The organism is Cupriavidus sp. UGS-1, assembly GCF_021213615.1.
Taxonomy (GTDB): domain Bacteria; phylum Pseudomonadota; class Gammaproteobacteria; order Burkholderiales; family Burkholderiaceae; genus Cupriavidus.
Genome location: NZ_JAJQJF010000007.1, coordinates 187,577 through 207,707, shown reverse-complemented (window position 1 = coordinate 207,707; position 20,131 = coordinate 187,577). Strand labels below are relative to the sequence as shown.

The following is a 20,131-nucleotide window of genomic DNA, read 5'->3' as shown; positions in this document are numbered from 1 at the left end:
TGGGAGCGCCTTGGCAGTCGGACCGACCGCACCGGCGCGCTTTCTTGTTGGTGACAGCTTAGGGCCTGCGACGCTGGCTCACACCCCCGCAATTCCACTGCATGGAATGATCCGCCGGCCCACGACGGACATCGGCGGACGTAAAAAAGCCCGGCGAAGGCGAGGACCTTCACCGGGCCGCGGCCGGGCAACGGGGCCGGGCACGCCGCAGCGCCCCGGCCAACATTGCCGCGCGCCTATCGATTGACCGTCTTCGCCGGCATCGCCAGCACCAGCAGGCAGCTCCCCAGCAGGCACACCGCGAACAGGATCAGGCCGGCGCTCGGACTGTGGAACGTGTCTTTCATCCACCCCAGCAGATAGGTCGCCGCAAACCCGCCCAGATTGGCGATCGAGCAGGCCAGCGCAATGCCGGCGGCCGCCGCGGTACCGCTGAGGAAGGTCGAAGGCAGGCACCAGAACACCGGGAACGTTGCCACGATGCCGACGTTGGCCAGCGTCAGCAGTGCCAGCGTCGCGCCGGTATGGCCGGTGACGAAGGTACTGGCGACGAGCCCGACGGCGCCGAACAGCACCGGCACCACGATATGCCAGCGGCGTTCGCGGGTCCGGTCCGAGTGTGCGCCGTTGATCAGCATGGCGACTACCGCCACGGCGTGCGGAATCGCGGTCAGCAGGCCGATATGCAGCGGGCTGGCAACGCCCGAATCGCGGATGATGGTCGGCATCCAGAAGCCGATCGAGTACGTCCCCATCAGCAGGCACATGTCGATCACGCCGAGCATCCAGACGCGGCGATCGGTGAAGGCTGCCTTCAGCGAATGCTGGTTCTCGACCAGCACGTCGGCTTCGAGATTGCGTTGCAGCGTGCGCTTCTCGCCGGCATCGAGCCATTTCGCCGAGTCGATATTGTTCGGCAGATAGAAGAACACCATCACGCCGAGCAGCACCGAGGGCAGCGCCTCGAGGAAGAACAGCCATTGCCAGCCGGCATAGCCGTAGACGCCGGCAAACGCCGTCATGATCCAGCCCGAGATCGGGCTGCCGATCATGCTGGCCAGCGGCAGCCCGATCATGAACAGCGCGATGATCTTGCTGCGGCGATGCGTGGGATACCAGTAGGTCAGATACAGCAGCACGCCGGGCAGGAAGCCTGCTTCCGCCGCACCCAACAGGAATCGCACGATATAGAACTGCGTCGGCGTGGTGACGAACATGGTCGCGCCCGACAGCAGGCCCCAGGTCACCATGATGCGGGCGATCCAGATGCGTGCCCCGACCTTCTGCAGCACCAGGTTGCTCGGCACCTCGAACAGGATATAGCCGACGAAAAACAGGCCGGCGCCCAGGCCGTAGACGGTCTCGCTGAACTTCAGGTCGTCGAGCATCTGCAGCTTGGCCAGGCCGACGTTGATCCGATCCAGATAGGCGGCCAGATAGCACAGACAGAAGAACGGAATCAGACGCCATGTCACCTTGCGGTAGACATCCGGTTCCGTCGTTGGGGCCAGCACGCCGGCCGTTCCTTGAGGGTACTGATACGACATCTTCGCTCCTTGCTTGGTCTACCTTCGGGTGCTGGCGTCAACACCGTCCCCGCCTCGGCGTCGATGACGCAAGGTGCGGAGTCGGCGTGACTGGGGTCCGATGCAGTGCGTGCTGCATCGTGATCGGGAATGTCTTCGGAAGCGCTGGCGGGTGGCGGCGACCTCGTCGAACTTATTGCGCGCCGTGGCCGGCGGCGGACGCGCTGCCGCGTATTCGCGCCACCGCCTGGTCGACGCCCTGCCAGGCCGGCTTGTCCGGCGCAAAGCGGGCGCGCAGGTAGTGCACCAGTTCGGCGACCTGCTTGTCATCGAAGCTGTCGGCAAAGCCGGGCATTTCGCCCAGCGCATTCGATGGCGGCGCCGGAATGCCCTTCAGCACGGCCTGGATCACGTTGTCCGGCTTGTCGCCATGCAGATTGGTATTCAGTGCCAGCGACGGCTTGACGCCGAACATCGGCACGCCCTGGTCGGACTGGTGGCAGACCGCGCAGGCGCTCTGGTAGAGCCGGTCGGCGGGTCCGGTCATCGTGCGGGCCAGTGTCGCGCTGCGCTGCTCCAGCGCGCGCGCCTGCCGGTCCAGCGCGGCGGCATCCGGCGGCGGCGCCTTGAACGATGCGACGTAGTGCGCGATCGCGCGGACGTCGCTCTCGGGCAATTGCGCGAGTTCTTCGACGACCGGCGCCATCGGCCCGGCCGCCGCGCCATGGCGCGCCGAGTAACCCGTGCGCAAATACTGGAACAGGTCTTCCTCGGTCCAGGGAATCGGCGAGCGCGACAGCGCGGTCAATGCCGGTGCTTCCCATCCTTCGGCCTCGCCGCCGGTCAGGTAGGCGCGGCCGCCCTTTTCCGCGCCAAACGCATTGCGCGGCGAATGGCATGCGCTGCAGTGTCCCAACCCTTCGGCCAGATACGCGCCGCGATTCCATTGCAACGAGCGCGACGGGTCGGGCTGGAACGGCTCGTTGCGATGGAACAGCAGGTTCCAGCCCGCCATCAGCGGCCGCAGGTTGAAGGGGAACGCGAGCGCGGTCTCCGGCGCCTGCGACCGCACCGGTTCGGCCGACATCAGATAGGCGTACAGCGCACGCATGTCGCCGTCGCTGATCTTCGCGAACGCGGTGTAGGGGAAGGCCGGATACAGCCGGCGTCCATCGCGATGGATGCCTTCGCGCATCGCGCGCTCGAACGCGGCATACGACCAGTTGCCGATGCCGGTGTCGACATCGGGCGTGATATTGGTGCTGTAGATCGTGCCAAACGGCGTCTCCAGCGGCAGGCCGCCGGCATTCCTGGCGCCGTTGGGCGCGGTGTGGCAGACCGCGCAGTCGCCGGCCGCGGCCACCAGGCGGCCGCGTTCGATGGTCGCGGCGGAATAGAAGCCCGGCTCGGGGGGCGCAACGGGCGCGATCGCGGATCGCCATGGCATCACGGTGGCGCACAGCGCGGCGATGGCCGCGCCGGCCGCAAGCAGCCAATTGCGTTTGCGCCTTGCCGGCCGGTCCTCCGCGCATTCGCCGGCGAGGGCCAGGCGCACGCGTTCGCCGCTGAACGGCGGCTCGCGCAGGCGCACGCCGGTGGCGTCGAAGATGGCGTTGGCGATCGCGGCGGCGGCGGGCAGCGTCGCGGCGGCACTGCCGCGCAGACCCGCGGTCGTCGTCAGGCCGCCGACGACGCGGACCTCGGGAGGCAGCGTGCCAACCGTCGCGGGCAGCGCGGTGGCGGCATCGGGCGCAACGTGCCAGCTGTCGAACGACGGCGCCGGCGCGGTCAATCGACGCGTCGCCTCCGCAATATCGTGTTCCAGCGCCGGCGCATGGGCCCGCCCGCCACGGGACGAAGGCGATGGTGTGGATTCGCCGCTGTCATGGCCCAGCGTGACTCGTGTCACGCTGACTTCGCCGCTGAACGCATCCACCTCGACGTCGGCGACCCACGCCGCCCAACTCTGCATCGGCTGCCCGCCATCGGCGTCCAGCACGCTGGCGTAGGCGAAGCCGCGCCCCCGGCGAACGCCTGCCGACGCGTCGCGAGTAGCGCCGCGCAGCGCAGGGGTCTGCCATGCGGCCTGCAGCGCGACCTGCCGAACCAGTGCCGCGCCTCGCTCGTCCTGCAGATGGTTCAGACGCAGCGCGACCGGATCGACGCCGGCCAGCGCGGCCGCTTCGTCCAGATGCGACTCGCGCGCGAAGACCTGCGCAACGGCGCCTGCCAATGGATTGACGGCGAGGGCAGCGGTCGGGTGCGCCGTGTCCGTTGACACGGCTTCCAGATGGTCGATCCAATACGGCGGCACCAGCGCGGCGTCATCGTCCACGCGGATATCCGACAGCGCGGACGGCGTACCGGTCTGGAGCGAGGCCAGCGGCCGGGACTCCACGGGCATCGGCGTGGCCGTGACCTGATAGGCGGAGATGGCGACCACATTGCCGGCCGGGCCGCCACCGTTCGTGGCACTGGCGATGCGGGTCTCGATCCATCCGGCAGCATCGTCGAACGCGGCGGCATCGAAGCGAACCAGCACCGGCCCACCGACGGCCTGCGCCAGCAGCGCGGCATCGGCGGCCGCATGGTGGGACACGCTCGCCCCCGCCGCGCCGCCGGCCATATCGACCATATCGGCGCCGTCGTGCCAGCAGACCAGCGTGACGGCGGTTTCGGCAATATCGAGCAGCTTCGCCAGTTCGGCGCGCAGCGCACCGGGCCGGCCGTCCGGCAGCCAGACCCGCAGCTCGCCTTCGCGCCAGTCGGCGATCGCGGTGGCCGCGGGCGGCGCGATGCCGGCCAGCGGCCAGCGATAGGTTTGTTCGAGCCGCGAGGGCGCGGCGGCAAGCGCCGAGGCTGCGTCGCCATGCGAAGCCACGATGCGACGCCGGCGCGGAACGCGCTGGTCGGCACGTCCGCCGGCATCCGACCATACCGGCCGCAACGCGGCGGCACCGGCGGCAGCCTGCTCCGGGGAGCGCGCCACCACGGCGAGGAAGTTGCCGCGCGCGACCACCGCGACCACATCGGGCACCGCGCGTGCCGCCTCGGCATCGAAAGCGCGCAGCCTCGCACCGAGCGGACCGCGGGGCCGGACGACTTCGCCGAACAGCCATTGTTCGCGCGCGGGCGGCGGACGGACCGGCATCGTCACGGCCGCGCCTTCAGAAAGTTCGCCGCTACCCGGCACCTTGGCCAGATCGTTCATCGGCGCTCCGCCTGTGCGCGGGCCTGCCGCAGCAAGTCCGCGGCGCGCCTGACCGCGCGGACGATCTCGACGTGCGTGCCGCAGCGGCACAGATTGAAGCGCAGCGCCTCACGAATCTGTTCGTCGGTGGGGTCGGGATGCGTCGACAGGAAGGCCTTGGCGGTCATGATCATGCCGTTCAGGCAGTAACCGCACTGGGCCGCCTGTTCATCGATGAAGGCTTGCTGCACTGGGTCCAGCCGCTCGCCCTGCGCAAGGCCTTCCAGCGTGGTGACCGCGTGCCCCACCGCGGCCCTGACCGGCACCACGCAGGAACGCGCCGCCACGCCGTCGATCAGCACCGTGCAGGCCCCGCACTGGCCCAGCCCGCAGCCATACTTGGGGCCGTTGCATTCCAGGTCGTTGCGCAGGATATAGAGCAGCGGCGTCGCGGGGTCGGCGCAGACCGATCGCTCGGTGCGATTGACGTTCAGCGCGAGCTGGCTGGGGGGGCGGGACACGCTCATGGGGCTGGCTTGGCTTGGGGGCGGCAATGCGAAGTTGCCGCGCCTCCGGGATTCACGGTTCATCTCCGGCCGAACCGCGCCGGCCGCACCGCACCGGCGGGCCCGGGGACCCGCGCAAGGCCTGCGCTCAGGCCGCTGCGGCTGCGGTTGCCGCGCTGGCTGCCGCCGGGGCGGCGGCGGGCCCGACCAACGGCACCTCGAACACATCGTAGCCGAAGCACCAGTCGGGATTTTCGTTGGTGCGCAGCCAGGTGTTCTCGTGCGAGACCCGTTGCACCTTGCTGGCGCGCTCGGCGCGGTTCGCTTCGTACAACGCAAAGGTCGTGCCGAAGTCATCGAGCCCGGCTTCGACGAAGCAGCGCGTCAGCATCGCGGCGTCCTCGATCGCCATCGCCGCGCCCTGCGCCATATGCGGCTTCATCGGATGGCAGGCGTCTCCGAGCAGTACCAGACGGCCGCGGCTCCACAGCGGCAGCGGATCGCGCTCCAGCAGTGGCCACTTGGTGACCTCGACCGTGCCTTCGATCAACGACTGCACGCCCTGGTGCCAGCCATCGAACGCGGCGCGCATCTCCTCGATGCTGCTCGGCAGCCAGCTCTTGCTCATGTCCCAGGTGGGCTCGGGCACGCCGGTCACGTAGTAGATCTCGTCGAGCTTGCTCGTATCGAAGTAGACCATCATGTGGCGATCGTCGGACCACCACTTGGTGCAGCGGTCGTGCGTGAAGCCCTTGACGCGCGAAATCGGGAACACCGCGCGGTGCGCGATGTAGCCGGTGTACTTGGGCGGCTCGGCGCCCAGCAGCGTTTCGCGGATCTTCGAATTGACGCCGTCGGCGCCGATCACGATATCGGCCTCTTCGACGGTGCCGTCGGCGAAGCTCAGGCGCACCACGTCGCCCAGATCCTCGACCTGCGTCAGCTTCTTGTCGAACAGCAGCGTGCCGGGCGCGACCGCATCGGTCAGCAGCGCATGGAAGTCGCCGCGGTGCACGGTCAGATAGGTGGCGCCATAGTGCGACACCGCGTAGTCGCCCAGCGGGATCTGCGCGATCACCTCGCCGGTCTCCCAGTCGCGGCTGTACCAGTAATCTGGATGGCAGCCCATCGCATTGAGTCCGTCCTCGATGCCGATCCTGCGCATGATCTTCATCACGTTGGGCCCGACATGGATGCCGGCGCCAAGCCGCGAGAACGCCGGGGCCTGCTCATACAGCCTGACGTTGAAACCCTGACGCTGCAGCAGCGCCGCCGCGGCCGTTCCTCCCAGTCCTGCACCGATCACGGCGATACGAGGTTTGCCTTGCACGTTTTTCTCCTGGCCATCACTTCCAATCAAACAGGGTCCGCGCCGGCCGAGGCCAGCGATTTGAATTGAGTGTACACACCATATTTTTGTGCGTAAAGGCGGATTGCCCGGACTCAGTGTAATCCCTAGGTATCGACGTGCCTGTAACGTTGCAATGCGCCGAACGCGTGAAATCAAGCACCATTCGCGTCCTTCGTTCGTTGAGTGCTTACTAAAATGGTGCATTCGGCACGGTGTCGGATCTGGTTGTAGTAATACAGTGTGTACACTACAATGGTCCGACACACGCGCAAGACGGCTCGCCGTAGCGCCCCTCTATACCGACAAAACGGAGTCGACAGTGCAGAAAGTCTTTCGGATCGGCCAGATCGTGCCGAGCTCCAACACCACCATGGAAACCGAGATCCCTGCGATGCTGGCGGCGCGCCAGCTGGTGCGGCCGGAACGCTTCACCTTCCATTCGAGCCGGATGCGGATGAAGACGGTCAGGAAGGAGGAACTCGCCGCGATGGACGCCGAATCGGACCGCTGCGCGATCGAGCTCAGCGATGCGCGCGTCGACGTGCTCGGCTATGCGTGCCTCGTCGCGATCATGTCGATGGGGCGCGGCTATCACCGCGTGTCCGAGGAGCGGCTGCAGTCGCGCACCGCCGAGAACGACGGCACCGCGCCGGTGGTGACCAGCGCCGGCGCGCTGGTTAACGCACTGAAGGTAATCGGCGCCAAACGCATTGCGCTGGTGGCGCCGTATATGAAACCGCTGACCGAGCTGGTGGTCGACTACATCCAGAACGAAGGCTACGAGGTCGTCGACTGGCGCGCGCTGGAGATCCCCGACAACCTGGAAGTGGGCCGCCACGATCCGAACCGCCTGCCGGCCATCGTCGCGCAGATGAATACGGGCGATGTCGATGCCGTGGTGCTGTCGGCCTGCGTGCAGATGCCGTCGCTGCCGGTGGTCGAGAAGGTCGAGGCGATGACCGGCAAGCCGGTGATCACCGCGGCGATCGCGACGACCTACGCGATGCTGAAGGCGCTGGACCTGGAGGCGGTGGTGCCGGGCGGCGGCACGCTGCTGTCGGGCGCGTACTGAGCCGCGCGGAGACAGCCATGACGACCTCCTTTCTCTACGGCGCCAACGTCTTCGCTAACGGCATCCGCCAGCACTACCTGCGCTACGGCGGCCCTGGCGAGGGCCGCGAGGCGCGCGACCCGGTCATCGTCGTGCCGGGCATCACCAGCCCGGCCGTGACCTGGGGCTTCGTCGGCGAACACTTCGGCCGCCAGTTCGACACCTATGTGCTCGATGTGCGCGGCCGCGGCCTGTCCGAAGCGGGCGAGGCGCTGGACTACAGCCTCGATGCACAGGCGGCGGACGTGATCGCCTTCGCCGAGGCGCTGGGCCTGAAGCGCTACAGCGTGGTCGGCCATTCGATGGGTGCGCGCATCGGGCTGCGGGCGGCGCGCGCGAAGCCGGCCGGCCTGGTTCGCCTGGCAATGATCGACCCGCCGGTGTCTGGCCCTGGCCGCCGGCCCTACCCCTCGCAGCTGCCCTGGTATGTCGATTCGATCCGGCTGGCGCGCCGGGGCATCGATGTCGACGGCATGCGCGCGTTCTGTCCGACCTGGACGGAGGCGCAGTTGCGGCTGCGCGCCGAATGGCTGCATACCTGCGACGAGCGCGCGGTGGTGGCGAGCTTCGACGGCTTCCACCAGGACGACGTGCATGCCGACATGCCGCATGTCGCCGTGCCCGCGCTGCTGATGGTCGCGGGCCGCGGCGACGTGATCCGCCCGGAAGACGTCGAGGAAATCCGCGGCCTGATGCCACAGCTGCAGGTCGCGCGCGTGCCCGACGCCGGCCACATGATTCCGTGGGACGACGAGGCTGGCTTCTATCGCGCCTTCGGCGATTTCCTCGGCGCGCCGCTGCAGGCATGAGCGCGCCGCGACTCATCACCGACTCACCGATTCACCGAGCAAGGAGAACGCATGCCGGTAAGCGATCATGATCTGACGCAGGCCTGGAAGCAGGTGCTGACGCTGTCGAAGCTGCAGCCGGGCCAGAGCGTCACGGTGCTGACCAGCGCCGCCACGCATCCACAGACAATGCGCACCGCGCTGCTGGCGGCCTCGTCGATGGGCGCCATCGTCAACCGGCTGGACCTGCCGCCGGTCAATGCCGAGAAGGCGCTGAGCCGCGATTCGCTGGCGTATCTGGGCACCACGCCGCTGACCGGCAATCCGGCGGCGATTGCCGCGCTGAAGGCCAGCGACCTGGTGCTCGACCTGATGACGCTGCTGTTCTCGCCCGAGCAGCACGAGATCCTGGCTACCGGCACGAAGATCCTGCTGGCCGTCGAGCCGCCCGAGGTCTTGGTGCGGCTCGTGCCGACGGAAGCGGACCGCGCCCGCGTGCGCGCGGCCACGGCGCGGCTGTCGCGGGCGCGGGAAATGCATATCGTCTCCGACGCCGGCACCGACCTGCGCTGCGCGCTCGGCGAATTCCCGGCGATCAGCGAGTACGGCTTCGTCGACGAACCCGGCCGCTGGGACCACTGGCCCAGCGGCTTCGTGCTGACCTGGCCCAACGAGGGCGGTACCAACGGCCGCATCGTGCTCGATCGCGGCGACATCCTGCTGCCGATGAAGTCCTATCTGCAGGCGCCGATCGATATCACCGTCGAGAACGGCTATGTCACGTCGATCGACGGCGAGCTCGACGCCGAGCTGCTGGCCGACTACATGGCCTCGTTCAACGACCCGGAGGCCTATGCGATGTCGCATATCGGCTGGGGCCTGCAGCCACGGGCGCGCTGGTCCACGCTGGCGATGTACGACCGCGAGGCCACCATCGGCATGGACGCGCGCGCCTACGAGGGCAACTTCCTGTGCTCGTTCGGCCCGAACAACGAGGCCGGCGGCAGCCGCACCACCGCCTGCCACATCGACATTCCGGTGCGTCATTGCACCGTCAGCCTCGATGGCGAGACGGTGGTGGAACGTGGCCGCGTGATGGATGGCGGCGCGCCGATGCAGCAAGCCTTCGATTATCGAACCGATGGAGCCAGACATGCAGGATGAAGTGTCGACGTACCAGCGCCAGGGCTTTGGCGCGACCATGGAGATCGCCGCGCCGTTCGGCCTGCTGATCATCGACTTCGTCAATGGCTTCGCCGATCCGGCGGTGTTCGGCGGCGGCAATATCCCGCAGGCAATCGCCAACACCGGGCCGCTGCTGGCGGCCGCGCGCGAGCAGCGCTGGCCGATCGCGCATACGCGCATCGTCTTTGCCGACGACGACGCCGACCGCAATGTCTTCACGCAAAAGGTACCGGGCATGCTGACGCTGAAGGAGGCCAGCCACGACAGCGCGATCGTTCCGCAACTGGCGCCGCAAGACGGCGAGCTGGTGGTGCGCAAGACGGTACCGTCGGCGTTCTTCGGCACGTCGCTGGCAGCCTGGCTGGCGCACCGCGGCGTGCGCACGCTGCTGGTGGCTGGCTGCGTGACCAGCGGCTGCGTGCGTGCCAGCGTCGTCGACGCGATGTCGTACGGCTTCCGCCCGCTGGTGCTGTCCGATTGCGTCGGCGATCGCGCGCTGGGGCCGCATCAGGCCAATCTGTTCGATATGGAGCAGAAGTACGCGACCGTGATGCCGCGCGACGAGGCGCTGGCCGCGATCGCCGCGGCGCAGGCCCGTTAAGGCTTCGACGAGAAGCGCGAGACCGCCGATGCGCCCCGCTTCAACCCGCCGCCGCCACGCGGGCGCTCTGCCGGCTCTTGATCGCGGTCTTGTTCGCGGTCTTGTTCGCGGTCTTGCGCGCCGGCTTGCGCGCCGGCTTGCGCGCGGCCTTGACCGGTTGCGAAGCCGCCAGCGGTTCCTCCGCAGCGGCCTGCTCCGCGGCAATGGCAGGCCGGCAGACCGCGTTCAACACGGTGTGCTGCATCACGTCGCGCCAGTGCTCCAGTGCCGGCTTGCTCATCATCGGCTCGCCGAGGAAGGCGCTGAGCGTATGGTGGTTGGAGTTGTAGAAGTAGCCGAGCGAGGCAATCACCAGGTAGATATCGCGGGCGCCTACCTCCGGCCGGAAATGGCCGCTGGCCTTGCCCCTCTCGAGCACGCCGTCGAGCACCGACAGCGCGTAGCTGGAGATTTCCTTGAGCCGGCCCGACTTCTTCGCATGCCGGCCCTGGCTGATATTCTCGCTGGTCAGGATCGCGACGAACTCGGGGTGGTCCAGGTAGTAGTGCCAGACGAAATCGGTCAGCTGCATCAGCGCGCGCACCGGATTGTCCGGATCGAGCTCCAGCGCCTGCTCGGCCTCGTTCAACTGCGTGTAGATGGTCTCGAGCACTTCGACGAACAGCTTTTCCTTGCTGCCGAAGTAGTAGTAGATCATCCGGTCGTAGGTCTTGGCGAGCGACGAGATCCGCTCGACCCGCCCACCGTCGTAGCCGCGCTCGGCGAACACCTTGATGGCCGCCTTCAGGATCTTGGCGCGCGTATCCTGGGCTTGCCGGGCCCGCGTGCCGGCCGCTGCCCTGGTTTTTGCCGTCGCGGTGGTCATGTCGTCGGTTGCGAGGATCTGGCGTTGCGAAGCTGCCAGTATAACTGTCGAAGGTGCGGGCGGCCGCGGGCCCTGCCGGCCGCACAAGGCCATGTCGAGGTCATGGCGGCGCGTCCGCCATCGAAGGGAAACCAAGCCAATGCCGATGCACGACGATGACTCTCCGCGGGCTCTGAGAAGGGCGCTGGCGCAGGCCAGCGGCGTGCTGCTGATCACGCGCGCCGCGCAGGCCGCGCCCAAACCGGCGCCCGGCCAGCCCGGCGCTGCGTCCGACTATGTACCGGCGCTGCCCGATGTCTTCGTCGCGGTGCGCGCGGACGGCGAGGTGCTGGCCTTCAATGGCCACGTCGATCTGGGCACGGGTATCCGCACCGCGCTCGCGCAGATCGTCGCCGAGGAGCTGGACGTGCCGCTCGCTTCGGTCCGCATGGTGCTCGGGCATACCGATGCCACGCCGAACCAGGGCCCGACCATCGCCAGCGCAACGATCCAGATTTCCGCGCAGCCGCTGCGCCGCGCCGCGGCGCAGGCGCGCGCGTTCCTGCTGGCGCGTGCCGCCGAGCGCCTCGGTGTGTCGGCCAACAGCCTGTTCGTCGACGACGGCCGCATTCGGGCCCGTCAGCCGGCCCGACCTGGCAACGATACCCCGGCCGAAACGGGCCTGGACTACGGTGCGCTGCTCGGCGACGATCACGTCGAACTGCCGCTCGCCGACGAGATCGCGACCAAGCCGGCCAGCGCCTATCGCGTGGTCGGCAGGGCCGCGCCGCGCGTCGATATTCCGGCCAAGGCCACCGGCGCGCGGACCTTCGTCCATGACGTGCGCGTGCCCGGCATGCTGCATGGGCGAGTGATCCGTCCCCCGTATGCGGGGCGCGATGCCGGCGACTTCGTCGGCCGCAGCCTGGTCTCGGTGGATCGGGACTCGATCCGCGACGTGCCGGGCGTGGTCGACGTCGTGACGATCGGCGATTTCGTCGGCGTGGTCGCGCAGCGCGAGGAGCAGGCCATCGAAGCGGCGCGCCGGCTCCGCGTGCATTGGCGCGCCGCGCCGCCGTTGCCGCCGCTGGACGACCCCGAGCCGGCGCTGCGCGCCAATCCGGCCAAACGGCGCGCGCTGCGCGCGGAGGACCTGGCCGCTGAGGCACCGAGGCAGGCCGCCGCCACGCTGAAGCGCAGCTATGTGTGGCCTTACCAGATGCATGCATCGATCGGGCCGTCCTGCGGCGTGGCTGAGTGGCGCGACGGCGAGGGCAACGACGGGCGCGGCAGCGCGCTGACGGTCTGGTCCGGCACGCAGAATCCGCATGTGCTGCGCATTGACCTGTCGCGCCTGACCGGCCTCGACGAAGGCCGGATCGAGATCGTGCGGATGGAGGCGGCCGGCTGCTATGGCCGCAACTGCGCCGACGATGTCTGCGCCGACGCGGTGCTTCTGTCCCGCGCGGTAGGCCGGCCAGTGCGCGTGCAGCTGTCGCGCGAGCAGGAACATCTGTGGGAGCCGAAGGGCGCCGCACAGCTGATGGACGTGCAGGGCACGCTCGGCGCCGACGGCGCGCTGCTGGGCTACGACTTCGTCAGCCGCTATCCGTCGAATGACGCGCCGACGCTGGCGCTGCTGCTGACCGGCACCGTCGATCCGGCGCCGCGCATGCTGGAAATGGGCGACCGCACCGCGGTACCGCCCTACGACTACGCGCGAACCCGCATCGCCTGCGACGATACGCCGGCCATCGTCCGCGCGGCCTGGCTGCGCGGCGTGTCGGCGCTGCCCAATACCTTCGCGCACGAGTCCTTCATCGACGAACTCGCGCACGAGGCCGGCGCTGACCCGCTGGCCTTTCGGCTGCGCCACCTTCGCGACGAGCGCGCGGCCGAGCTGCTGCGCGCTGTCGCCAACGAAGCGCTGTGGCGCGAGGGGCAGCGCGGTACGCGCGGCACGCCCGATGCCGATGGCAAGCTGCGCGGCCGCGGCATCGCCTATGCCCGCTATATCCACAGCAAGTTTCCCGGCTTTGGCGCGGCCTGGTCGGCGTGGGTCGTCGATCTGGAGGTCGAGCCCGACAGCGGCAGCATCCGCGTGCTGCGCGTGGTGGTCGGCCAGGACACCGGCATGATGGTCAACCCCGACGGCGTCCGCCATCAGGTGCATGGCAATGTGGTGCAGACCCTCAGCCGCGCGCTGAAGGAGCAGGTGCGCTTCAACGCGGACGGCGTGGCAAGCCGCGAATGGGGCAGCTATCCGCTGCTGACGTTCCCGGAGCTGCCGCCGATTTCGGTGGTATTGATGCCGCGCCAGCACGAGGCGCCGCTGGGCGCCGGCGAATCGGCTTCGCTGCCGGGTGCGCCGGCACTGGCCAATGCGCTGCTCGATGCCACCGGCCTGCGGCTGCGCCGGCCGCCCTTCACGCCGGAATCGGTGCGGGCGGCGTTGGCGGAAGCGGCGGCGAACGGAGCATCGTCGTCCCCGCGAATGCGGGGACCCAGTGTCTCTGCTCTTGCCGGTTGAAAGCCGCTGGGTCCTGCCTGCGCGGGAACGACAACCACCGCGTTCGAACCTTACGCCCCCGGCTCCCGCTCGTCGAACTCGCTCATCTTCTTGAGCAGATAGGTGATCGCAACGCGTTCGGCAGGATTCAGGTCGCCGAAGGTCTGCTCGGTGATCTGGTGCGCGAACGGGATGGTCTCGTCGATCAGCGCCAGCCCCGCCGGCGTGACAGTGACCACTACCTTGCGCCGGTCGCTCGGATCGTGCGACACCGCGATCAGCTCGCGCGCCTTCAGCCGCTCGATGATGCCGCGCACCGTGGCCTGGTCGATTGCCGTGGCGCGCACGATCTCGCTGAGCGAGCACGATTGCCGCTCCTTGACCGCGCACAGCACGACGAACTGCGCCGCGGTCAGCTGCGAATCGGGAATGGTCTGCTGGAAGATCGCGACATGCCGCTGATAGGCCCGCCGCAGCAGGTGGCCGACCTGATCGGTGAAATCGTAGGAAGGGACCGGCGTCTTGTTCTTGTTGGATGACGAGGTGGACACTTTGCGTGGCGGCATCGGTGGGAGTGTTGCGCAGAGTATATCGGGCACGGCCTCGCTACGGGGCCTTCGCCGCCGCTTTCCGCCCGGCATCCACCGGCATTTCGTCCCGGTCGCCGAGCAATTTGACCGTGCCCGCACGCGCGCGCAGTATCATGGGACCTTCTCCACGACGCAGCGCGCCCACACCGTTCCCATGTCAGCCGTCATCCCGGGGCATCTGGCCAAGCCCGATCCCTCGCACATGGTCCGCTTTTACGACGAGGACTCGATCCTTCTCGCGGACGTGCGCGAGTTCGCCGACGAGGCCTTGCGCTGTGGCGGCAGCGCGATCCTGATCGCCACCGAGGAACATCTGGACGCCCTGCTGCCGCTGCTGAGCGGCCTCGGTCCGGGACGGGACGATCGGCCCTGGTACACCGGCAATCTGATCACGCTGCCAGCGCAGGCGACGCTGGACCGCTTCATGGTCGACGGATGGCCGGACGAACAGCGCTTTCTGGCGAGCGTCGGCGAGCTGGTGGCCGCGGAAGCGCGGCGTGCCCCACCGCTGCACGCGTTCGGCGAGATGGTCGCGCTGCTGTGCGAGCAAGGCATGCACGACGCCGCGCTGCGGCTCGAGGAACTGTGGAACGATCTGATCCGGCGCCACGGCTTCAGGCTGCTGTGCGCGTATCCGCATCGGGTGTTCGCCAGCGACGAGCAGGCGCGGCACTTCCGCTGCGTCTGCGACGTCCACACCCACTTCTACGCCACCGCCGCTGGCAAGGCACCGGATATCGCCGACAGCACGCTGCGCGCCGCGGTATGGCAGCAGAAGGCGCTGGCGCTGGAGAACGAGGTCAAGCGGCTGCGCGAGGCCGAATCGACGTTGCGCCGGCGCGAGATCGAGCTGACCGACTTCCTCGACAATGCCGCCGAGGGCGTGCATCGCGTCGCGGCGGACGGCACCATCCTGTGGGCCAACCGGGCCGAACTGGAGATGCTGGGCTATCGCTACGACGAGTATGTGGGACGCCCGATCACCGACTTCCACGTCGATGCGGCGGTGATCGAGGACATTCTGGACAGCCTGAAGGCCGGCGAGACGCTGTACGACCAGCCCGCCCGGCTGCGCTGCAAGGACGGCAGCATCAAGCCCGTGCTGATCCATTCGAACGGCTGCTTCGAGGACGGCAAGCTGCGCTATACGCGCTGCTTCACGCGCGACGCCAGCGACCGCGTCGCGCGCGAGCTGGCCGAGCAGCAGCGCGAACGCCTGCTGCGCGAACTGGAGCGCGCCAGCCAGGCCAAGGACGAATTCCTGGCGATGCTGGGGCACGAGCTGCGCAATCCGCTGTCGCCGATCGTGACCGCGCTGCAGCTGATGCGCATGCGCGGTTCCACCGAGACCCAGCGCGAACGGGCCATCATCGAGCGCCAGGTCGATCATCTGGTGCGGCTGATCGACGATCTGCTCGACGTCTCGCGCATCACGCGCGGCAACATCGAACTGAAGGTCGAGACGGTTCAACTTGCCGACGTGCTGACCAAGGCCGTCGAGATGGCGGGCCGGCTGCTGGAGCAGCGCAGCCATCGGCTGTCGTTCGAAGTGGACCGCTCGCTGGTCTGGCAAGGCGACCCGGTGCGGCTGGCGCAGGCGGTCGCCAATCTGCTGACCAATGCCGCGCGCTATACCGATATCGGCGGCGAGATCCAGCTGTCGGCACGGCGCGATGACGAAGGAGACGAGGTCGGCGCGGGCCGCACGGACGGCACGAATGGCACCAATGGCACCACCGGCACCATCGTGATCCAGGTACGCGACAACGGCATCGGCATCGCCGCGGAAATGCTGCCGCATCTGTTCGAGCTGTTCTATCAGGGCCCGCGCAAGATCGACCGCCAGGAGGGCGGGCTCGGCATCGGCCTGGCGCTGGTCAAGAATCTGGTCGAGTTGCACGGCGGCAGCGTGTCGGCCACCAGCGCAGGGCCGGGCCACGGCAGCGAATTCACGATCCGGCTGCCCGCGGCCGCCAGCGCCGAACTGGTCGCCGCGGCGCACCGCGAGGAGCCGGCCGCCGCGGTGGCGCAAGCCGATGCGCGCCGCGTGCTGCTGGTCGACGACAACGTCGATTCGGTGCAGGCGCTGGCGCAGTTGCTGACGGCCTACGGCCATCACGTCGAAGTGGTCTACGACCCAGTCTCGGCGCTGCGCATCGTCGAACGTTTTGCGCCCGACGTCGCGGTGCTCGACATCGGCCTGCCGGTGATGGACGGCTACGAGCTGGTGCGGCGGCTGCGCGAGGCGCTGGGCGACCATCCGTGCCGCTTCGTCGCCCTGACCGGCTACGGGCAGGACACCGACCGCGATCGCAGCAAGGCTGCCGGCTTCGGCCAGCATCTGGTCAAGCCGGTCAGCCCCGATGCGCTGCTGCGGCTGATCGAGGACGGTGGGCGCTGAGTCCAGCCTGGTCCAGCTGCCGCTATACCGCCAGGTACTCGCGCCGCACCGCGTCGTTGGTGGCCAGCTCCGGCATGGTGCCGTGATAGCGGATGTGGCCGTTCTCCAGCACATAGGCGCGATCGCTGACCAGTTCGGCGAAATGCAGGTTCTGCTCGGACAGCAGGATCGCCATGCCCTCGCGCTTGAGCGCCAGGATCATGTTGGCCATCTGCTCCACGATCACCGGTGCCACGCCTTCGGACGGCTCGTCGAGCAGCACCAGATACGGATTGCCCATCAGCGTGCGCGACACCGTCAGCATCTGCTGCTCGCCGCCGCTCATCTGCCCGCCCGGACGGTTCGGCATCTCGCCGAGATTGGGAAACAGCGAGAACAGCTTCTGCGGCGTCCATTCGACCGCATCGGCACGCGGCGGCTGCCTGCCGATCTCGAGGTTCTCCATCACCGTCAGGTCGGTGAAGATGCGGCGGTCCTCGGGCACGAAGCCCATGCCCATGCGGCTGATCTGGTACGGCTTGGCGCGCGCGAGATCCCGGCCGCGAAAGCGGATGCTGCCGTGCGCGCGATCGAGCAGCCCCATCAGCGCCTTCATCGTGGTCGACTTGCCGGCGCCGTTGCGGCCCATCAGCGCGACCACCTCGCCGCGCCGCACTTCCAGCCCGACGTCGAACAGGATATGCGCGCGGCCATAGAAGGCATTGAGGCCGCTCACTTCCAACAACGTGTCGGCGCTCATGCCGAGCCCTCCTGCGTCTGTGCCGATCGGTGGTGTCCGGCCCGGCTTTCGAAGGTCTTGCCGGTGCCAAAATACACCTCGCGCACCTTCGCATCGTTGCGGATCGTCTCGCCATCGCCCTCGGCGATCAGCTGGCCGCGCGCCAGCACGATCATCCGGTCCGCATAGGCAAACACGACGTCCATGCTGTGCTCGGTGAACAGCACCGACAACTGGTGGCGCTCGACCAGCCGCCTCGTCAGTGCCATCAGCGCACGGCGCTCCTCGGGCGCCATGCCGGCGGTCGGCTCGTCCATCAGCAGCAGCCGCGGCCGGTTGGCCAGCGCGATCGCCAGCTCGACGCGCTTGACGTCGCCATAGGCCAGCACGCCGCAGGCGCGCTCGGCCTGGCTGACCATGCCGACCTGTTCGAGCAGCGCCATCGCCTCGTCGCGATAGTGTCCGCGCACCGGCCGCCACAGCTGGAACAGCTTGCGCTCGCGCGACAGGATCGCCATCTGCACGTTCTCGACCACCGTCATGGAGCCGAAGGTCGCGGCAATCTGGAAGGTCCGACCAACGCCGAGCCGCCAGATATCGCGCGGCCGCATGCCGGCGATCTCGTGCCCGTCGAAACGGATCGAGCCCTGGTCCGGCTTCAGCTGGCCATTCAGCATGTTGAAGCAGGTCGATTTGCCGGCCCCGTTGGGGCCGAGCAGCGCCAGCAGCTGGCCGGCCGGCAGGTCGAACGACACGTCGCTGACCGCCTTGACGCCGCCGAACGCCTTGCCCAGATGTCTGACTTGCAGCAGCGTCATGCCGGCTCCTTCAGCGAGGGGGATTGCCACGGCGAGGGGGCGGCACCTGGCGCACCAGCGGCCGGCTCGGCCTCGGCAGGCTCCGTCTCGCGCACGAAGCGCTTGCGCAGCGAGCCGACGATGCCGGCCGGGAACAGGATCACCAGCAGCAGCATGGTGGCGCCCAGCAGCGCCCGCCAGTATTCGGTTTCGCGCGCGATGGTGTCGTGCAGCCAGGTAAATACCGAGGCGCCGACCAGCGGCCCGGCCAGCGTCTGCACGCCGCCGAGCAGCACCATCACCAGGCCGTCGACCGAGCGGCCGACGCTGATCGCCTCGGGCGAGATGCTGCCCTTCGAATAGGCGAACAGCACGCCGGCCATACCGCAGAACAGGCCGGCGATGGCAAACGCCACCCACTGCACGCGCTTGACGTCGATGCCGATCGCCGCCGCGCGCAGCGCCGAATCGCGGCCGGCGCGCATCGCGTAGCCGAACGGTGCAAAGAGGATGCGACGCAGCGCCAGCACGCACAGGCAGCACAGCCCCATGGTGAGGTAGTAGAAGGCGGTCGGCGAGGACAGCCAGCCGGCCGGCCACACGCCGAGCAGACCGTTGCTGCCGCCGGTGAAGCCGTCCCACTGGTAGATCACCGACCAGACGATCTGCGCGAAGGCCAGCGTCAGCATCGCCAGATAGGTGCCGGACAGCCGCACGCAGAACCAGCCGAACACGATTGCGCCGGCGCAGGCCACCAGCGGCGCCAGCAGCAGCGTGCTCTCCATCGGCAGCTGCCACTTGGTCAGCAGCAGCGCGGCCGCATAGGCCCCCAGGCCGAAGTAGGCGGCATGGCCGAACGAATGCAGTCCGCCCGGGCCCATGATGAAGTGCAGGCTGGCGGCGAACAGCACCGCGATCAGGATTTCGACCAGCAGCACCGTCAGGTACGGATAGGTTTGCGCCAGCAGCGGCACCGCCAGCAGCGCCGCGATCGTCAGCGCGCCGGCGAGCTTGACGGCCCTGCCGGGCGCGCGCAGCGGCGCCTCCAGCTCGGCGCCGTTGCGCGAGGGCGCCTGCGGCTTGCCCAGCAGCCCCCAAGGGCGCACCACCAGGATCACCGCCATCACCAGGAACTCGACCACCAGCGTCATCCTGGTCAGCGCGATCTCGACGCCGCCGAACGACACCGTGCCGAGCGCGATGCACAGCGCCTTGATCTCGGCGATCAGCAGCGCAGCCAGGAAGGCGCCGGGAATCGAGCCCATGCCGCCGACCACGACGACGACGAAGGCGCTGCCGATGGTCTCCAGATCGAGCGCGAGGTTGGCCGGCACGCGCGGACCCTGCAGCGCGCCCGCCAGACCCGCGAGAAAGCAGCCGAGTGCGAACACGCCGGTGAACAGCCAGGCCTGATTGATGCCGAGCGCGCCGACCATCTCGCGGTCCTGCGTCGCCGCGCGCAGCCGCGTGCCCCAGCGCGTGCGTGTCAGCAGCAGCCACAGCAGGCCGAGCACCAGCGGGCCGATCGCAATCAGCACCAGATCGTATTGCGGGAAGCGCTGGCCCAGTATTTCCACCGCGCCGCTCAGGCCCGGCGCGCGCGGGCCGAACAGATCCTCGGGCCCCCAGACGAACAGCGCCGCATCCTTGATCACCAGCACCAGCGCAAAGGTCGCCAGCAACTGGAACAGCTCCGGCGCCTGATAGATGCGCCGCAGGATCACGCACTCGACCAGCGCGCCGATCGCGGCGACCAGCAGCGCGGACACCAGCACGCCGCCCCAGAAGCCCGCGGCGGTCTCGCCAATGCGGCTGACCACCGTATAGGACAGGTAGATGCCCAGCATGAAGAACGAGCCGTGCGCGAAATTGACGATGCGCGTGACGCCGAAGATCAGCGACAGCCCGGCGGCCACCAGGAACATCGTCGAGGCTTCGGCCAGGCCATTCAGCAACTGGGCCAGCAAGCTTGTCAGTGTCATGTGTCGACTCCAGCCGGGACGCGCCGGCCTTG

At 68.5% G+C, this 20,131-nt stretch carries 15 protein-coding genes; 6 read left to right on the top strand and 9 right to left on the bottom strand.

The genetic code is table 11. The features are described from left to right. Positions 1-236: 236 nt before the first annotated feature. The 4 genes from LRR16_RS12155 to LRR16_RS12140 form a co-directional block, all read right to left on the bottom strand. Positions 237-1,547 carry an MFS transporter gene (locus tag LRR16_RS12155; RefSeq protein ID WP_052511234.1) on the bottom strand — a complete coding sequence of 437 codons (1,311 nt, stop codon included), beginning with the start codon at positions 1,545-1,547 and terminating at the stop codon, positions 237-239. Positions 1,548-1,719: 172 nt separating this feature from the next. Then, entirely contained in the window at positions 1,720-4,677 is a 2,958-nt protein-coding gene (locus tag LRR16_RS12150; protein WP_370646800.1) for a c-type cytochrome, read from the bottom strand. Positions 4,678-4,733: 56 nt separating this feature from the next. Next, positions 4,734-5,243, bottom strand: coding sequence for a (2Fe-2S)-binding protein (locus tag LRR16_RS12145; RefSeq protein ID WP_232206019.1), 510 nt, complete (start codon positions 5,241-5,243; stop codon positions 4,734-4,736). 127 nt (positions 5,244-5,370) lie between these two features. Then, positions 5,371-6,552: an FAD-dependent monooxygenase gene (locus tag LRR16_RS12140; RefSeq protein ID WP_232206018.1), complete on the bottom strand. Its 1,182-nt coding sequence runs from the start codon at positions 6,550-6,552 to the stop codon at positions 5,371-5,373. A 391-nt stretch (positions 6,553-6,943) separates the two neighbouring features. On the opposite strand from LRR16_RS12140, the gene LRR16_RS12135 reads away from it, so the two are divergent. From LRR16_RS12135 to LRR16_RS12120, 4 genes are read left to right on the top strand one after another with little or no spacing between them, the layout of a single operon-like run. Beyond that, the gene (locus LRR16_RS12135; protein ID WP_232206067.1) at positions 6,944-7,645 is read left to right on the top strand and encodes an Asp/Glu racemase; all 702 of its coding nucleotides are present in this window, start codon (positions 6,944-6,946) and stop codon (positions 7,643-7,645) included. A gap of 17 nt (positions 7,646-7,662) precedes the next feature. Continuing rightward, entirely contained in the window at positions 7,663-8,493 is an 831-nt protein-coding gene (locus LRR16_RS12130; RefSeq protein WP_006577601.1) for an alpha/beta fold hydrolase, read from the top strand. Positions 8,494-8,544: 51 nt separating this feature from the next. Next, positions 8,545-9,636, top strand: a complete 1,092-nt coding sequence (locus tag LRR16_RS12125) for a hypothetical protein (RefSeq protein ID WP_064576752.1) — start codon at positions 8,545-8,547, stop codon at positions 9,634-9,636. Then, positions 9,626-10,258: an N-carbamoylsarcosine amidohydrolase gene (locus tag LRR16_RS12120; protein ID WP_232206016.1), complete on the top strand. Its 633-nt coding sequence runs from the start codon at positions 9,626-9,628 to the stop codon at positions 10,256-10,258. Before LRR16_RS12125 ends, LRR16_RS12120 begins: the two co-directional genes overlap by 11 nt. Before the next feature lie 40 nt (positions 10,259-10,298). On the opposite strand, the gene LRR16_RS12115 is transcribed toward LRR16_RS12120, so the two are convergent. Next, the gene (locus LRR16_RS12115) at positions 10,299-11,123 is read right to left on the bottom strand and encodes a TetR/AcrR family transcriptional regulator (RefSeq protein ID WP_232206015.1); all 825 of its coding nucleotides are present in this window, start codon (positions 11,121-11,123) and stop codon (positions 10,299-10,301) included. Positions 11,124-11,262: 139 nt separating this feature from the next. On the opposite strand from LRR16_RS12115, the gene LRR16_RS12110 reads away from it, so the two are divergent. Next, positions 11,263-13,632: a molybdopterin cofactor-binding domain-containing protein gene (locus tag LRR16_RS12110; RefSeq protein ID WP_232206013.1), complete on the top strand. Its 2,370-nt coding sequence runs from the start codon at positions 11,263-11,265 to the stop codon at positions 13,630-13,632. 50 nt (positions 13,633-13,682) lie between these two features. Here LRR16_RS12110 and LRR16_RS12105 read toward each other — a convergent pair whose 3' ends face one another. Beyond that, positions 13,683-14,177 carry a MarR family winged helix-turn-helix transcriptional regulator gene (locus tag LRR16_RS12105; protein ID WP_006577596.1) on the bottom strand — a complete coding sequence of 165 codons (495 nt, stop codon included), beginning with the start codon at positions 14,175-14,177 and terminating at the stop codon, positions 13,683-13,685. 178 nt (positions 14,178-14,355) lie between these two features. Here LRR16_RS12105 and LRR16_RS12100 point away from each other — a divergent pair, with 178 nt between their 5' ends. Beyond that, entirely contained in the window at positions 14,356-16,602 is a 2,247-nt protein-coding gene (locus tag LRR16_RS12100; protein ID WP_232206011.1) for an ATP-binding protein, read from the top strand. Between the two features lie 22 nt (positions 16,603-16,624). On the opposite strand, the gene LRR16_RS12095 is transcribed toward LRR16_RS12100, so the two are convergent. The 3 genes from LRR16_RS12095 to LRR16_RS12085 are packed head-to-tail and all read right to left on the bottom strand — an operon-like array spanning position 16,625 to position 20,099. Further along, positions 16,625-17,341, bottom strand: a complete 717-nt coding sequence (locus LRR16_RS12095) for an ABC transporter ATP-binding protein (protein WP_232206009.1) — start codon at positions 17,339-17,341, stop codon at positions 16,625-16,627. Further along, a complete protein-coding gene (locus LRR16_RS12090; RefSeq protein WP_232206008.1) occupies positions 17,338-18,138 on the bottom strand; it encodes an ABC transporter ATP-binding protein in 801 nt (266 codons plus the stop codon). The genes LRR16_RS12095 and LRR16_RS12090 overlap by 4 nt, the downstream gene beginning before the upstream one ends. Continuing rightward, positions 18,135-20,099: an ABC transporter permease gene (locus LRR16_RS12085; RefSeq protein ID WP_232206006.1), complete on the bottom strand. Its 1,965-nt coding sequence runs from the start codon at positions 20,097-20,099 to the stop codon at positions 18,135-18,137. The genes LRR16_RS12090 and LRR16_RS12085 overlap by 4 nt, the downstream gene beginning before the upstream one ends. Positions 20,100-20,131: the final 32 nt, after the last annotated feature.

Coding starts and splice junctions, on each gene's coding strand:
- LRR16_RS12105 (WP_006577596.1), bottom strand. CDS start 14,177: ATGCCGCCACGCAAAGTGTCCACCTCGTCATCCAACAAGAACAAGACG.
- LRR16_RS12130 (WP_006577601.1), top strand. CDS start 7,663: ATGACGACCTCCTTTCTCTACGGCGCCAACGTCTTCGCTAACGGCATC.
- LRR16_RS12100 (WP_232206011.1), top strand. CDS start 14,356: ATGTCAGCCGTCATCCCGGGGCATCTGGCCAAGCCCGATCCCTCGCAC.
- LRR16_RS12120 (WP_232206016.1), top strand. CDS start 9,626: ATGCAGGATGAAGTGTCGACGTACCAGCGCCAGGGCTTTGGCGCGACC.
- LRR16_RS12090 (WP_232206008.1), bottom strand. CDS start 18,138: ATGACGCTGCTGCAAGTCAGACATCTGGGCAAGGCGTTCGGCGGCGTC.
- LRR16_RS12095 (WP_232206009.1), bottom strand. CDS start 17,341: ATGAGCGCCGACACGTTGTTGGAAGTGAGCGGCCTCAATGCCTTCTAT.
- LRR16_RS12085 (WP_232206006.1), bottom strand. CDS start 20,099: ATGACACTGACAAGCTTGCTGGCCCAGTTGCTGAATGGCCTGGCCGAA.
- LRR16_RS12110 (WP_232206013.1), top strand. CDS start 11,263: ATGCCGATGCACGACGATGACTCTCCGCGGGCTCTGAGAAGGGCGCTG.
- LRR16_RS12155 (WP_052511234.1), bottom strand. CDS start 1,547: ATGTCGTATCAGTACCCTCAAGGAACGGCCGGCGTGCTGGCCCCAACG.
- LRR16_RS12115 (WP_232206015.1), bottom strand. CDS start 11,123: ATGACCACCGCGACGGCAAAAACCAGGGCAGCGGCCGGCACGCGGGCC.
- LRR16_RS12125 (WP_064576752.1), top strand. CDS start 8,545: ATGCCGGTAAGCGATCATGATCTGACGCAGGCCTGGAAGCAGGTGCTG.
- LRR16_RS12150 (WP_370646800.1), bottom strand. CDS start 4,677: ATGCCGGTCCGTCCGCCGCCCGCGCGCGAACAATGGCTGTTCGGCGAA.
- LRR16_RS12135 (WP_232206067.1), top strand. CDS start 6,944: ATGGAAACCGAGATCCCTGCGATGCTGGCGGCGCGCCAGCTGGTGCGG.
- LRR16_RS12145 (WP_232206019.1), bottom strand. CDS start 5,243: ATGAGCGTGTCCCGCCCCCCCAGCCAGCTCGCGCTGAACGTCAATCGC.